Source organism: Muriicola sp. SD30 (genome assembly GCF_041205185.1).
In the GTDB taxonomy this organism is placed as follows: domain Bacteria; phylum Bacteroidota; class Bacteroidia; order Flavobacteriales; family Flavobacteriaceae; genus Muriicola.
In genome coordinates this window covers 75480-91291 of the sequence record NZ_JBGEWB010000001.1, presented here as the reverse complement: position 1 = coordinate 91291, position 15812 = coordinate 75480, and the positions used below count along the sequence as shown (strand labels likewise).

The following is a 15812-nucleotide window of genomic DNA, read 5'->3' as shown; positions in this document are numbered from 1 at the left end:
GTATTTTAGCCGGGAGTTAACTTTGCTATGCGTTCTTTATTATCATTCCTTTTTAAAAAGCCTTCACCTGTCCTAACTGAAAAAGACGAGATGAAAAAATTCCTGATAGCAGGCCTTGGAAACATAGGCCCTGATTACGACAATACCCGTCATAATATCGGCTTTCAAATTCTGGATAATCTGGCGCAGAAAAAAGAACTCGATTTTACCCAGAATAAGCTTGGGGCTACTACATCCTTTAAGGTCAAAGGACGTAGTATTCTGCTGCTTAAACCCGCTACCTTTATGAACCGTAGTGGCAAAGCAGTACACTACTGGATGGAAAAAGAAAAAATCCCAAGAGAAAACCTGCTTATTATCACAGATGACATCAACCTGCCTTTTGGAACTCTGCGTTTAAAGACTAAAGGAAGTGACGGCGGCCACAACGGCCTGGCCGATGTTCAGCAGACCTTGCAAACCAGCCAGTACAACCGACTTCGGTTTGGCCTGGGATCTGATTTTCCCAAAGGAAGACAGGTTGAGTACGTATTGGGGAATTGGAATGAAGAAGAAGAAAAAGCACTTCCCGAAAGACTCAATCGCTGTGCAGAACTGATAGAATCCTTTGTCCTTCAGGGAGTAAATATCACAATGAATACCTTTAACAATACCTGATTATCTGATTACTCTAAAGGAATAGGTGCCCGAATCAGAAGTATTTCCTTCCCGGTCAATCGTAACTACCCGCCAATAATAGACCGTGTCTATCGCTACATCAGCCTGTACGCTAGTGATAAAAACCGAAGGAGAGGCAACTAAGAGCTGAGGATCCGGAACTGTATCCAAATAAACTTCGAACGATTGAATATCGCTGTCTACATCAGCCCCGAACCAGCTCAGGGTAATCTGATTATTGAGATCCCGGACTACTGAAGTCCCAGATGACGGCTCAAGTATTTCAGCCGGAAAAGGAGCGTAGGTCGTCTGCACCCCTGCATTGTAGAAGTACCAGTCCTCACTAACCGCTGATTCCTGGGTCTCGGCATTTCTGGCCGTAACCCTCCACTGATAAGGAACCCCTTTGAGTAATGGAAGCCTCGCAGACAAAGCTGCAGTAGGAGCATTGGTCACCGAAATGCCGGTAAGGATATTCGTTACCCTCAATTCATAAGTGTCGGCATGCCTCGCTTCCAGCCATCGGAATTCTACCTGACTTGTAGTGGCATTAAGGCTTATTCCTGTAGTGCATTCCGAATTCTCCAGGGGAAAACTCAGTACGGCTGCCTCCGGTGGCTTGGGGGATTTCTTGCTGCAAGCCATGATCAGTACTCCGATGCCAAATATGAATATCCTTTTCATCGCTTAATGACCTTTGTTGTAAAATTAATATCGTCTCCTGTAAGTCGTAAAAGATATACTCCTGATGGTAAAATGTTCAATTCCATTCGGATTAGCTGATCCTCTGCGGTGTATGTTTTTGAGTACACCCGCTGTCCCTGCAGATTATAGACCTGCACCTCTACCGGAGAAGCTGAATAGGGAACATAAGCCTCGAGTTCATTTACAAAAGGATTGGGGTATAAAACGGGTTCCAACCCTATTAAAACTACCTCTTCAAATATACCCTGACAGGGAAGGGCCCCTGTTACTTTGATAGTATTTACACCGGGTTTCAGGCCAAGTGTAAAATCTTTATCAACAGTTTGAGTAAGTATTCCATTTAATTCGATATTGTAAAGCTCAGACCCACTCAGGCTCAAGATAGCCTGTAAGGCATCCTCATCGAGGGCGATCAGTACTTCGAGCGGATCGGGTTCTGAGATCACAAAATCTATACAAAATTCTTCATAAGTTATACTACCATCAGTACCTGTGATACAAGCCGAATAAGATCCGGAGGAAAGATTCCCCAACTGATAGCTCGTATTAAAATCGGCCGTTTCATTCACCCCATTCCCACTGATCACTATAGAGTAATCCAGGGAAGTATTCGCCGTGATATCAAGCTGGCCATCGTTATTAGTGATACAGGACTCGCTCATTAGGGATATATTAAAATTATCCTGTTCAAAGCGATAAACCGGACAGCCATCGGCATTGACCTCAGTGTTCGGTGGTGTACCCAGGCAGAGGTCATCCCCATCATCAAAAACATTATCTCCATCGGCATCCGGTCTGAAAACACCCTCAACACATAGCTCCAAAGTAAAGTCCTGAATAAGACCTCCGTCGGCAGGAGCCGTATCTCTTACTAACAAAATCCATTCTCCAAAGGAAGATTCTCCGTTAAATGAAGATAAAGATCCCAAAGGCTTAACAGTTCCACTTATCCCCGGATTGCCGTTGCAGACAAAAGGACTGGCCGAATCATCAAAAATGGCATTTATATTTTCCAATTGAGAACAGGAATTGGAAACAAGTACAACCTCTGTTCCCGAAGGCGATATCAGACTGATAATTAGATCGGAAAGGAAGCTGTGCTCTATATTCACAGAGACGTTGATGTCTGAGACCGGCAAATCGTCAACTACCATAATGCTCGTCTGTACCGCAGGTGTTCCTGTTGAAGAGATCGACAATGGAAGGCCTCCTGCACTTTTCATCTTGCAATTAACCGGTACAGTTGTAAAGCTGGAAGCACTACCAAATACTCCTTCGCCACAATTCGTAACGGGCTTGATTCTCCAGTAATAAGTAGTAACTGGCTCCAGGTTTTCAGGGGTATAATTTTTAAAGATGACCGTGGCTGATTCAATGACCGAAGTAAATGCGGCATCAGTGGCTATTTCAATCTGATAGGAATTGTTGATCGCCGGAGTATCCCAGCTCAGTATTGGCCTTAAAGGGATGTCTGTGGCTGAATTCGCCGGGGTTACCAAACTAACTTCAGGGAAATCCGTATCCAAGATGGTGAGAACAATAGTAACTTCCCGGGTAAAAGAAGGCGCTGTAGCCAGCACCTGTATTGGATATACTCCCTCAGATACAGCCGTTGTATTGGATATAGTCATATCCACCGGAGTATTGTTATCGGTAGCAGTACCAGGAAGGAATGACACCCCAATACCGGGCGGGACTCCGGTGGCGCTAAATACTACTTGTTCATTGAACCCCCCGTAGGTTTCATAAACAAAAGGGATCACTTTATCTACAGGTTGGCAAACATCAAAGTCGAGGTCATCAAAATTCAGAACAATGGGCGACTCTTCAATAGTGAAATTGGCACTGTTTACTGCAAAAAACACACTTTGATACCCTTTTACCATAATTCTGGCTGTTGTGGTAGTATTTCCCGGTAGCAGTACATCATGAGAGCCATCATTCGCAGCCCTTTCCTCCAATTGAATTGGGAAGGTGAGTCCGCCATCCAGAGAAAGGAAGATATCCACAAACTGAGCATTTACAGGAGGTGCATCCGTACCTGCTACATCCCAGCTTATCGTCTGTATTGTACCGGCGCTATAAGTTTCTGATGCAGCCTGTGAGTTTACCACAAAAGGACCGGAGATGTTACTAACCCGAACTTTAAGAACATCGGAAGAGACCTGTCCTCCACCAGTTGCATTATCTCTTACAGTAAGCGCAAAATTTAAGTCGCGTTCAATCTCAGATACCGTTTCCCATGCAGAATTAATAAGAGGGCCGGTCTGGGTCAGGTCCCCCTGAATCACCCGGGACAATCTTGGAAAATAGCGGGCTGAATCTATCGTTGGAGGTAAAGACCTGAAATTAGCCCCACTTGCATTCTGTGGACCGAAAGTATCGGTTGTAACCACTCCGTCATCAATCTGTTCCCAGGAGAATGTAAGGACATCACCCGTATCCGGATCCGAAGCCTCTCCAGGCAGCACAAATGCCGTTCCTTTAGGAATCGTATAATCATCAAGAGTTGTAATAATGGGCGGTGAATTTGTTATAGCCGTTTCTACTGCGCATGTTGTGGTAAGCACGTATTCTGAAATCTGCTTTATGCTGTAATAATGAAAATAATCATCCCCATTATTCTGCACGTTGTTTCCCTGTACAATACCTGCATAACCCATTATTGTAGATCCACTTGCGGGCTCAGCCTGCACTCCTGTACCCTCTGAATCGAATGACCAGGTATGATTAGCCCCGAATTGATGTCCTAATTCATGTGCTACGTAGTCAAGGTCAAAAATATCCCCCTGTGGATTTGTCGAGGAGGAATAAGCACTTCCTTTCTGATTGGTCTGGCAAACTGCCCCGATAAAACCTGCATTTCCCCCATTTACATCTTCCTGAAATAAATGCCCTACATCATAGTTCAGATCTCCGATAACATTATTCAGTGTTGTCTGAACTTCAGTATTGAGATTTGTTTGATAGGGATCTGTATCTGGATCGGTGTAAATCACAAGGTCATTGTTTGCGACCAATTCCAGCTCAATTCCCAGATCCGTATTAAAGACTTCATTAACCCTGGTTAGAGTGGCATTTATTGCAGCAAGTGCATCAGCCACTGTACCTCCGTGAAATTGCGTGTATTCTCCCGTAGCTGAGACAGCGATACGATATTTTCTCAGGCGTTGATCGTCGACGAGTTTGGAGGTTCTGCTTTGTGCTCCAGCAATACGCTTGTCTTCGGTTTCACAAAGAAATTTTTCCATCTCCCCTGAATATCCTTTTCTATCATAGAGAATATAGGCATTACTTTGGGGTGAAACTTTTTGCAGAAATCGATTCTGATTTCCATCATGACTCACAAACATGGCTTCAATCCCCTTGGGAGAAACACTAAATCGCACCCTCTTGGTTTTATCACTGATCCCGATACCGCTAAATGAACGTATTTGAGGGTATCGCGCCGTGAGTTCAGGGGAAAAAACGGGCGCTTCTTTAACCCGAAAAGCTATTAACTGCCCTTTGTCATCAGGAAAATAGACCAGTGTTTGCTCAATACCGTTAGAAGTTATCTTTTTCAACTCCCTGTCTAAAATTGATTCCTGAAGGGAAAAAAACCGTATTTTTTCTTCTTCTAAACCCTTTAGATCAGAAGACAACAATGCGTTTTGTATCTGGGTAGATTGCCAATATTGTGTTTGTCCGGCTACGTAAAAGCAGGCAAATAGCATGGTTATTGACAAAACAAGACGTAGTTTTGTGGTCATTCGGGGACTTTAAAGCTTTAAAAATAAGTCTTTTTATTCTTTATATTGTGTGGTAACGGTTCAAAGCATTTCTAAATACGATAAAAACCAGGCTTCTGTCATCACCATTGGTACATTTGATGGTGTTCATATTGGACACAAGCTTATTCTGGAACGTCTCATAAATGATGCCAGAATCCATGATAGGGTAGCCGCTGTACTGACATTTTTTCCTCATCCGAGAATGGTTTTGCAAAAAGATTCAGATCTTAAACTTCTCAATACCATTGAAGAGAAAAAGAAGATCCTGGAAGAACTGGGGATCGATTTTTTAATCATACAACCCTTCACAAAGACCTTTTCCAGACTCAGTGCCACAGCATTTGTAAGGGATATGCTGGTGAATGCTCTGCACGCTAAAAAAATTATTATCGGGTATGATCACCGGTTTGGCAGGAACAGAAATGCCAATATCAATGACCTCATTGCTTTTGGCAACGCCTTAGATTTTGAGGTGGAGGAAATCCCAGCACAGGAGATCGAGGCCGTAGCCGTGAGCTCTACTAAAATCCGGAATGCATTGCTGGAAGGCGATGTGGCTACTGCCAATGCTTACCTGGGCTACAGTTATATGCTTAGCGGTAAAATCATCAAAGGAAAGGGACTGGGAAGGCAACTCGGTTTTCCCACTGCAAATCTCAAGATTAAGGAAACCTACAAACTCATCCCTAAAAATGGTGCCTATGTTATTGAAAGCCATTTAAAGGGGAGGAAAGTTTACGGGATGATGAACATTGGTTATAATCCAACCGTAGATGGGGAAAACCAGAGTATTGAAATCAATTTCCTCGACTTTGAGGAAGATCTTTACAACCAAAACCTACAGGTCAATATCCTGGAGTGGATCAGGGAAGAACAGAAGTTCAATACGCTGGATGAACTAAAGGAACAACTGCATAAGGATCAAATTACGACTCGCAGAATAATCTCAGCATAGATGTTACAGCAGTTGCTTTTTAAGCGGATAGACAATAGTTCTCTAATTGTGTTCCGGATATTTTTTGGCACCCTTATCAGCCTTGAATGTTTTGGAGCTATCCTCACCGGCTGGGTAAAAAGAACTCTGATCGAGCCTTCATTTACCTTTACTTTTATTGGTTTTGAATGGCTGCAACCCCTCCCGGGAAATGGGATGTACTTCTACTTCATGTTTATGGGTCTCTTGGGGATTTTTATTGCCCTGGGTTATAAATACAGGACGAGCATCATCCTTTTTACCCTTCTGTGGACCGCCGTATACCTCATGCAAAAAACAGCATACAACAATCATTATTACCTGTTGATCCTCATTTCTTTTTTAATGTGTTTTCTCCCGGCTAATAGGTATGCCTCCCTGGATACTAGGCTTGATCCTTCCCTTGTCTCCATTCACATGCCCGCCTGGGTAAAGTGGACTATCATTTTTCAGCTTTTTATTGTTTATACGTATGCAGCCCTTGCAAAACTCTACGGAGACTGGCTCGATCTGTCTATAATTGCCATCCTTATGAAAGGGAAAGCGGCATATCCCCTGATCGGGGATGCACTGCAGCAACCGTGGGTGCACTCAGCCATCGCAATCATAGGTATTCTTTTCGACCTGCTGATTGTTCCGGCCTTATTGTGGAAACCTACAAGAAAACTGGCGTTTTATTTTTCCCTGTTCTTTCACCTTTTTAATTCTATTGTATTTCAGATCGGTATTTTTCCTTACCTGGCCCTTGCCTTTACCGTCTTTTTCTTTCCTCCCGGCCAGATCCGAAATATTTTCCTCAAAAAGAAGGAACTGAATACCTCCAACAAGGTGCAGCTACCCCGATACAGGAACTTTCTTTTTGCCGGACTCGGGATTTATTTCATTGTACAAATCGCCTTACCGCTTAGACATTATTTTATTCCTGGGGATGTCTTATGGACGGAGGAAGGCCACAGGATGAGTTGGAGAATGATGCTGAGAACCAGAGCAGGAATTATTAAATATTCGGTTGTAAACAAGGACACAGGTGAGGCCACAACTATTACTCCCGGACTCTACCTGAGTCGCAAACAAATGGAGAAAGTTTCCTGCTATCCCGATTACATCTGGCAGTTTGCTCAATTCTTAAAGCAGGAATACGCTGCACAAGGGTACAACATATCCGTTTATGCCAGGGCGAGGGTGAGTATAAATGGCCGTCCCCTCCAACCGTTTATCGACTCCACAGTTGATCTTGCTGCTGAAGAATGGCACCCCTTTAAACATCATCATTGGATTCTTCCTTCTGCTTTGGGAACCTCCGTAAAATCATTACCCAGCCCATCCTCAAATTTCGCTAATTAAGCGTAAATTTGTGCCTTAAATAAAGTTCAATGCTAGTATTACAGGCCATAAGGGAAAACAAGGAGCAACTTATTACTGCCCTGAAAAAAAGAAACCTGGACGCAGAACCTTTACTCAACGAGGTTTCCGAATTGGACGAAAAAAGACGGGCTATCCAAACTCAGATGGATAGTACCCTGGCTCAATTAAATTCTCTTTCCAAAGAAATTGGGAACCTTTTTAAATCAGGTAAAGCACAGGAAGCCAATGTGCTAAAAGAACAGACTATCCAAGTTAAGGAAGATTCAAAAAAATTAAGCGAGGAGCTCAATGAGGTGATCTCAGCTCTTGACCAGGCCCTCTTTCTCATTCCCAATATACCTCATGAATTGGTTCCTGCTGGTAGTTCTGAAGAAGATAACGAAGAGATAATGCGGGAAGGGGAAATACCTGAATTGTTTGAAGGTGCTCTTCCACATTGGGAGCTAGCAAAAAAATACGATATCATTGATTTTGAACTTGGAGTAAAGATCACTGGGGCTGGTTTTCCAGTTTACAAAGGCAAAGGTGCCCGCCTTCAGCGTGCCCTGATTTCCTATTTCCTCGACAAGAATACCGAAGCCGGATATCAGGAAATGCAGGTGCCTCATCTGGTGAATTCCGCTTCCGGATTTGGTACCGGACAACTCCCTGACAAGGAAGGGCAGATGTATCACATAACAGCCGATGACCTGTATCTTATCCCGACAGCAGAAGTCCCTGTAACCAATATTCTCCGTGACACCATCCTGAGTTATAACGAACTTCCTGTTCGATATACCGGATACACCCCTTGTTTCAGACGGGAAGCAGGTAGTTACGGCGCACATGTGCGGGGACTTAACAGATTACACCAATTCGACAAAGTGGAAATAGTACGAGTGGAAGAGCCATCTAATTCCTACAAAGCCCTTGACGATATGGTAAAACACGTTCAGAAGATACTTCGTGAACTGGAACTTCCCTACCGAATTCTTCGACTCTGTGGGGGAGATTTGGGCTTTACTTCAGCACTTACTTACGATTTTGAGGTGTTCTCTACTGCTCAGGATAAATGGCTGGAGATAAGCTCCGTCTCTAATTTTGAAAACTATCAGTCTAATCGTCTAAAACTCCGGTTCAAAGACAAAAACGGAAAGACTCAATTAGCCCACACCTTGAATGGCAGCTCTTTGGCTCTCCCGAGGGTTCTGGCCGGAATACTGGAAAATTGTCAGACTAAAAATGGCATCAAAGTCCCAAAAGTTTTAGTTCCATATACTGGTTTTGAGATTATAGATTAAGATTTCCTTGGTAGTTTTTCTTCCGTGATTAGGTTACCTTTGAGAAAGACCCATGATGAAAGCCCTAATTTTCTGGTTGTGCTTTGTCACTTCTCTTCCCCTGTTGAGTCAGGACGATTTTCTGGCTAAACAGTATTTCAATGATGGAGAATACGAAAAAGCCCTTGTGTTTTATGAAAGACTCGTAGCTGAGAATCCGAGGAGGATGGACTTTGCAGAAAGCATGGTTCGATGTTACCAGCAACTCGAGGCCTATGACAAAGCAGAATCTTTCCTCCTCAACAGGTTAGATTCTGGTAGTGCTTACCCCACTATTTATATAGAACTGGGGTATAATTACCGATTACAGGATAAGATTTCTTTAGCCGGGGAATATTATGACAAGGCCCTCGCCTCAATAGAAAAAAATCCTAATTACGGATATGGAATAGGTGTTGGTTTTCAACGATTTGCTCTATTAGATTATGCCCTTAAAGCCTTTGAAAGGGCCATGGAATTAAATCCACAGCTCGATTATTACTTCCAGATTGCGCTTATCTACGGTGAACAGGGTAAGATAAAACAGATGTTTGAGGCCTATATGGAACTATTGGGTAATGGGAGATCTACCCTTGGCAACGTCATAGGAAGGATAAGTGATTTTATCACCGAGGATCCCAATAATGAAAATAATCAGTTATTGAGGGAAGTAGCTCTTAAAAAAGCGCAGAAAGAACCATCTGTCTTATGGAACGAATTGCTGAGTTGGTTGTTTGTACAGCAAAAACAATTCAACTACGCTTTTATCCAGGAAAAAGCCATCTATAAACGAACTGGAGAAGTTTCCATGGAAAGACTGGAAGCGCTTGGTGCCAGTGCACTGGAAAACCAGGCTCCCCAAATTGCTGTCGATATTTTCCGCTATATCGAAAAGAACAGCACGGATCAGGTTACGCGACTCAATGCACAGCTCAATCTATTGGATATCGAACTGATCACAAGCTCTGAAAAGGATTATCCGGGAATTGATAAACAATACCAGGAACTGGTTTCCGAATACGGATATCAACCCAATACACTTCAATTACAAGTTGCCTATGCCAACTTCCTCACCTTTAAAAAAAATGAATCAGGAAAAGCCATTCCTATCCTCAAAAAATCACTTGCCCTTCCTTTAGCTAAATACGGGGAAGCATATATAAAAATGGCATTGGGAGACATCCTGGTATTTGACCAGAAATTTAACGAGGCCCTTATTTATTTTTCGCAAATACAGAAAAACCTTAAAAACGATGTTCTCGGCCAGGAAGCACGCTTTAAAGTTGCCCAGACCAGTTTCTATAAAGGAGATTTTGATTGGGCACTTACTCAATTAAAAGTATTGCGGGGTTCAACATCTCAGCTTATCGCTAATGATGCTATGCAATTGAGTCTGTTAATATCCGATAATTCCTTTGAAGATTCCACACAGACTGCCCTGAAGAAATACGCAAAGGCCGACTTGCTTGCATATCAAAACAAAAATGAAGAAGCTGTAGCCGTCCTTGAGGAAATCCTGCAACAACACAAAGGAGAAAAAATTGAAGATGAAGCCCTGTTAAAACAGGCTGAACTTCTTATAAAGGCAGGTAACTATGATTCCGCGCTTTTTAATTATACTAAGATTGTAGAGTTTTATGCTGATGATATCCTTGCTGATGATGCACATTTTGCCATGGCTGAATTGTTCAGAGAAACATTGAATCAACCTGAAAAAGCAAAATATCATTACGAAAAGATATTATACAATTATCAGGATAGCTATTTCTTCCCCCAAGCACGAAAGAATTTTAGAATGCTCAGAGGTGATATCATAAATTGACGATCTCCGAATAAAAAATCTGGAATTATATGCTAATTTATAATGTCACTATTAATGTTGAGGATTCCGTTCACCTTCAATGGCTTGCATGGATGAAAAGCACACATATCCCGGATGTTCTGGCAACCGGGAAATTTCTTGAGGCCACCATGACCAGAGTCCTGGTGGATGAAGAAATGGGAGGCATTACTTATTCTGTGCAATACAAGGTGAGCGACAGGAAGACCCTGGATGCTTATTACAGGGAAGATGCTGAGCGCATGAGAAATAAAACAATGCAACGCTTTGGCAATGCCCTTGTCGCTTTCAGGACTGAACTCCAGGTAATCAGCATTGAAAAAGCTCCGATCAAAAGTGCAACGACCCACTTATTCGCTTATGGAACCCTACAGGATCCGGAAGTTCAAAAGATGGTTTTCTCAAGGGGGCTTAAGGGCCAAGAAGATTATTTAAAATCGCATAGCATCTCAGCAGGAAAGGTTGGAGGCCTATATCCCACGATTCAAAAGTCGGCAGATCAGAATGACAGGGTGGATGGTGTTGTCTATATTATCAGTCAGGAAGAACTACAGCTCGTAGATGCTTACGAAGGGGGAGCTTATCAAAGAAAGGAAGTAATCCTCGCATCTGGTATCAGGGCCTGGGTTTATACGGAAAAAACATATTGAATTCAAGTGAATTTCATGGGTAAACGCAACCGATCTCATTCAAAATCGAGGAAAAAATTCAGGAACGGGGATCGGGGAGATAGTCCGGTTCAGGCAAAAAAACATCTGGGACAGCATTTTCTCAAAGATGAAGAGATCGCCAGGAAGATATCTGAAACACTTTCCCTTAATGGATATGACAATGTGCTTGAAATAGGACCGGGTACAGGAGTTCTGACGAAGTACTTGCTTCAAAAAAATATCAACCTTGTAGCCATGGATCTCGATGCAGATTCTATCATTTATCTCAACCATAGCTTTCCCCTTGAACATCCCGAGTTATTTGTGAGAGAGGAATCATTTAAAGTAATAGAGGCCGATTTTCTCAAGGCCAATATCAGGGATATTTTCGGAGATCGACCCTTTGCTATCATCGGGAATTTTCCTTACAATATTTCAACTCAGATCGTTTTCAGGATGCTAGAATATAAAGATCAGATCCCGGAATTTTCAGGAATGTTTCAAAAAGAAGTCGCTAAGAGGATTTGTGAGAAGGAAGGGAGTAAGGCATATGGTATCCTCTCTGTTCTGGTACAGGCTTTTTACGACGCAGAATATCTTTTTACGGTACACCCGGAAGTCTTTGACCCACCCCCAAAAGTTCAGTCGGGTGTTCTTCGCTTAACTAGAAAAGAAAAGAGGGACCTCAACTGTGATGAAGCCTTGTTTTTTCGGGTCGTTAAAACCGCATTTAACCAAAGGCGAAAGACCCTTAGGAATAGTTTAAAAATTTTCAACCTCTCCGATAATCTAAAAGAAGATGCTATCTTTGACCGACGTCCGGAACAACTTGGAGTTGCCGAATTTATTTCGTTGACGAAGAAGATAGCAAATGACACCCTTTAAGCTCACAGAAGAACTTCTCGACCAAATCACTGAGCTGATCGATGCACAAAGCGAGCATGCTTTGATCGATTTGATGAAGGAGGTGCATTTTGCCGATGTGGCAGAAATTGCCAATGAATTAAGTGAAGAGCATGCAACCTACCTTATAAAACTCCTCGACAGCGACAAAACCTCAGATGTCCTCACCGAACTCGACGAAGACGTCAGGGAAGCCATACTTAACAATCTCTCATCTAAGGAAATTGCCGAGGAACTGGAAGAACTGGATACCGATGATGCAGCTGATATTGTCGGAGAACTACCCAAGGAAATTATCCAGGAAGTAATTTCAGAAATTGAAGATAAAGAACACGCCAGGAATATCGTTGACCTTCTGCGCTACGATGAGAATTCCGCAGGCGGACTGATGGCCAAGGAATTGGTGAAGGTCAATGAAAACTGGACGGTTCTGCGCTGTGTAAAGGAAATGAGGGCCCAGGCAGAAAACGTTACCCGTGTACATTCCATATATGTAGTTGACGACGAAGAAAAATTGAAAGGAAGGCTTTCCCTTAAGGATCTGTTGACGACCTCCACGACTAATCCGATTAAAAATGTTTATATCCCCAAAGTAGACTCGGTAAATGTAAACGAGAAGCCCGAGGAAGTGGCTAAAATCATGTCTAAATACGACCTGGAAGCGATTCCGGTGGTAGATGAGATAGGTCGACTTGTAGGCCGGATTACCATCGATGATATTGTGGATGTGATCAGGGAGGAAGCCGAAAAGGACTATCAATTGGCAGCAGGTATCTCACAGGACGTGGAAGCCGATGATAGCATTTGGATACTTACTCGTGCCAGATTACCCTGGTTATTTTTAGGCCTGCTGGGAGGGCTGGGCGCAGCAGCCATCATGGGCGGTTTTGAGGAGATGATCAGCAAACATGCGATACTTTTCTTTTTCACACCTTTAATTGCGGCCATGGCCGGAAATGTAGGCGTTCAATCTAGTGCCATTATCGTTCAGGGTCTTGCCAATGATGATCTCAAAGGAAGCATAGGGAATAGATTGGTGAAGGAGATGTTGCTCGCCTTGCTCAATGGGGTTATTCTTGCCATAGTCTTACTCTTTTTTACCTGGGTATGGAAAGGGACTTTTATTACGGCACTCGCCATTTCTATCTCACTGATTACTGTCATAGTTGTAGCCGGAATAATAGGTACATTCACCCCTTTGTTTCTCCATAAACGAGGTATTGATCCGGCAATAGCCACTGGCCCGTTTATTACCACCAGCAATGATATCTTTGGTATCCTTATTTATTTTACCATCGCCAAAGTTCTGTTGGGAATCTGAATAGAGTATGGGGATTCTTTAAATATGTTTAAAGGATTATCGCGGTTGACTTAAAACGAATCTTATGAAAGTAAAAGTTGGCGTCGTTCAGGACTATCCGGTTTTTTTTGACAGGGAAAAAACCCTGGATAAAATGGAATCTATCCTATCAGATAATGCAGGACATGGTTACCAACTTTTGGTCTTTCCTGAGTCATTTATTCCGGGCTACCCGCGCGGTTTTACCTTTGGAGCCAGCGTTGGCAAACGTTCTGAAGCCGGCAAAGATCTCTATGCTGAATACCATGACCAAAGTGTAGATCTTAAAGGGAATGCCCTTAAAAGGCTTGAAGAACTTTCCAGAGCCTATCAGACATACCTTGTTGTAGGTATCACAGAACGATCTGCAGAGCACGGGAGTTTGTTTTGCTCCATGGTTTATATTTCTCCAACAAGCGGCCTGCTGGGAGTGCATCGTAAAATAAAACCAACAGGTACCGAAAGGGTGATCTGGTCTGAAGCTTCGGGGGAGGACCTGGTCACTTTTGATACAGAAATAGGAAAATTGGGCGGCCTCATCTGTTGGGAAAATTATATGCCCCTTGCCAGAATGGCTATGTACCAGAAGGGAATTGAAATTTATATTGCACCAACTGCCGATGCCAGGGAGTCCTGGGTTGCTTCCATGCGCCATATCGCTCTTGAAGGACGATGCTTTGTACTGGGATGCAATCAGCATATTACCAGGTCTATGATTCCCGAAAGATACCATGATATGCTCACCGAGGAAGAAGAAGAGATGTGCCCTGGAGGGAGTGTTATAGTCTCACCATCTGGAGAGGTCCTGGCCGGCCCCCTTTGGAATTCGACTGGAATTGTTTCAGCAATTATCGATCTGGACGAAATAGCAAGGCAGAAACTGGATTTTGATGTCAATGGACATTATTCCCGAAAAGATATCTTTGAATTCCGGGTCGATAAGCAACCCGATATATACAATGAAAAAAAACCTCCGAATGGATAACAGGTATGTGTTCTGGATAAGCTTGTCACTACTTCTGGGTTGTCAGCCAGAACTTACAATCAATCCTGAATTAAATGCAAATCCATCTAATCTGGAAGTTTTTGCAGAAGACCTGGTGTCAACGCCTCTGTATGAACGTGATATGGCCATTGCCCCCGATGGGAAGGAGTTGATCTTTACCCGGGGCACCTTCAACCAAAAAATAAGGGCACTTATTTCTTTATCGAAGAACGGCGGGAACTGGGGAGAAGCAACAATTCTTCCGTTTTCAGGTAAATATCAGGATATTGAACCCTTTTATGCCCCGGATGGGGAAGTCTTATATTTTGCATCAAACAGGCCTGTTTATAGTGATACAACGCGTACTGATTACAATATTTGGGCAGTAAATAAAGTGAAAGGGAGCTGGGGCACTCCGTATCCCCTTGATTCAGTTATCAATTCCAGAAATGATGAATTTTATCCCGCAGTAAGCGCAAATGGCAATCTCTACTTTACAGCAACCCGGGAGGATGGGTATGGGAGGGAAGACATTTTCTATAGTACTTACTCATCAGGTCAGTACCAGAGTCCGATAGCGCTTGATTCACTGGTCAATACAAAGGCTTACGAATTTAATGCCTACATCGATCCGGCTGAGACCCTTCTCATTTTTAGTTCCTTTGGCAGGGCCGACGGATATGGTGGTGGAGATCTTTATTTTTCTAAAAAATTGTCTGATGGCAGCTGGTCAGCAGCCCGTAATTTGGGGCCCAAACTCAATTCAGAATTCCTGGATTATTGTCCCTTTGTAGATTTGAAAGCAGGGAATTTGTATTTTACAAGTGAACGAACAAATCAAGTTCAGGTGGAAGTCAATCAACCCGAAGAAATCACTAAAGAAGCGCACAAAACACTAAATGGCATGGGTAATATTTACAGAATCAGTCTGCAAAATACTCCGATAAAATCAGTGCAATGAAATCGATTAACATAAAGCAAAAACTAAATGCATTCAAAGACCACTGGCATCCCCATCAGATTGCCGTAGTAGACGATATGCAGATACTTCTGGCCAAAATAAAAGATGAGTTTGTATGGCATCTCCACGAGAGTGAAGACGAGTTGTTCCAGGTATTGAAAGGCACCTTATATATGCAATTCAGGAACAAGACCGTAGAGGTAAAAGAAGGGGAAATCATTGTGGTTCCTAAAGGGATAGAACATTGCCCCGCTACAAGAAACGGAGAAGAAGTCCATCTGATGCTCATTGAAAAACTAAGCACCAGCCACACAGGAAATGTCAGGGACACCTTAACAAAGACACATTATCCAAAAATCTGAT

General features: G+C 43.0%; 13 protein-coding genes. 11 read left to right on the top strand and 2 right to left on the bottom strand.

What is annotated here, in order from left to right:
* Window positions 1–27 precede the first annotated feature (27 nt).
* Window positions 28–657, top strand: coding sequence for an aminoacyl-tRNA hydrolase (gene pth, locus AB8P51_RS00365; protein WP_369746789.1), 630 nt, complete (start codon window positions 28–30; stop codon window positions 655–657).
* Here the strand turns inward: pth and AB8P51_RS00360 are convergent, their stop codons facing one another.
* Both AB8P51_RS00360 and AB8P51_RS00355 read right to left on the bottom strand, forming a co-directional pair.
* Entirely contained in the window at window positions 658–1341 is a 684-nt protein-coding gene (locus tag AB8P51_RS00360) for a hypothetical protein (protein WP_369746788.1), read from the bottom strand.
* Window positions 1338–5114, bottom strand: a complete 3777-nt coding sequence (locus AB8P51_RS00355; RefSeq protein WP_369746787.1) for a reprolysin-like metallopeptidase — start codon at window positions 5112–5114, stop codon at window positions 1338–1340. The genes AB8P51_RS00360 and AB8P51_RS00355 overlap by 4 nt, the downstream gene beginning before the upstream one ends.
* A 49-nt stretch (window positions 5115–5163) precedes the next feature.
* Here AB8P51_RS00355 and AB8P51_RS00350 point away from each other — a divergent pair, with 49 nt between their 5' ends.
* The 10 genes from AB8P51_RS00350 to AB8P51_RS00305 all read left to right on the top strand — a co-directional run bounded on the left by AB8P51_RS00350 (window position 5164) and on the right by AB8P51_RS00305 (window position 15811).
* The gene (locus AB8P51_RS00350) at window positions 5164–6090 is read left to right on the top strand and encodes a bifunctional riboflavin kinase/FAD synthetase (protein WP_369746786.1); all 927 of its coding nucleotides are present in this window, start codon (window positions 5164–5166) and stop codon (window positions 6088–6090) included.
* The gene (locus AB8P51_RS00345) at window positions 6091–7452 is read left to right on the top strand and encodes an HTTM domain-containing protein (RefSeq protein ID WP_369746785.1); all 1362 of its coding nucleotides are present in this window, start codon (window positions 6091–6093) and stop codon (window positions 7450–7452) included. It begins immediately after the preceding gene.
* A gap of 29 nt (window positions 7453–7481) precedes the next feature.
* Window positions 7482–8753 carry a serine--tRNA ligase gene (gene serS / locus AB8P51_RS00340; protein WP_369746784.1) on the top strand — a complete coding sequence of 424 codons (1272 nt, stop codon included), beginning with the start codon at window positions 7482–7484 and terminating at the stop codon, window positions 8751–8753.
* A 52-nt stretch (window positions 8754–8805) separates the two neighbouring features.
* A complete protein-coding gene (locus AB8P51_RS00335) occupies window positions 8806–10593 on the top strand; it encodes a tetratricopeptide repeat protein (protein WP_369746783.1) in 1788 nt (595 codons plus the stop codon).
* A gap of 29 nt (window positions 10594–10622) precedes the next feature.
* Window positions 10623–11261, top strand: coding sequence for a DUF4286 family protein (locus AB8P51_RS00330; RefSeq protein WP_369746782.1), 639 nt, complete (start codon window positions 10623–10625; stop codon window positions 11259–11261).
* Between the two features lie 15 nt (window positions 11262–11276).
* The gene (gene rsmA, locus AB8P51_RS00325; RefSeq protein WP_369746781.1) at window positions 11277–12146 is read left to right on the top strand and encodes a 16S rRNA (adenine(1518)-N(6)/adenine(1519)-N(6))-dimethyltransferase RsmA; all 870 of its coding nucleotides are present in this window, start codon (window positions 11277–11279) and stop codon (window positions 12144–12146) included.
* On the top strand, window positions 12133–13485 hold the full coding sequence (gene mgtE, locus AB8P51_RS00320; protein WP_369746780.1) for a magnesium transporter: 1353 nt from the start codon (window positions 12133–12135) through the stop codon (window positions 13483–13485). Before rsmA ends, mgtE begins: the two co-directional genes overlap by 14 nt.
* Window positions 13486–13549: 64 nt before the next feature.
* On the top strand, window positions 13550–14488 hold the full coding sequence (locus AB8P51_RS00315; RefSeq protein WP_369746779.1) for a carbon-nitrogen hydrolase family protein: 939 nt from the start codon (window positions 13550–13552) through the stop codon (window positions 14486–14488).
* On the top strand, window positions 14481–15449 hold the full coding sequence (locus AB8P51_RS00310; protein ID WP_369746778.1) for a TolB family protein: 969 nt from the start codon (window positions 14481–14483) through the stop codon (window positions 15447–15449). The genes AB8P51_RS00315 and AB8P51_RS00310 overlap by 8 nt, the downstream gene beginning before the upstream one ends.
* Window positions 15446–15811 (top strand): cupin domain-containing protein, encoded by a 366-nt coding sequence (locus AB8P51_RS00305; RefSeq protein WP_369746777.1) that lies wholly within the window; start codon window positions 15446–15448, stop codon window positions 15809–15811. Before AB8P51_RS00310 ends, AB8P51_RS00305 begins: the two co-directional genes overlap by 4 nt.
* The last annotated feature ends 1 nt before the right edge of the window (window position 15812 follow it).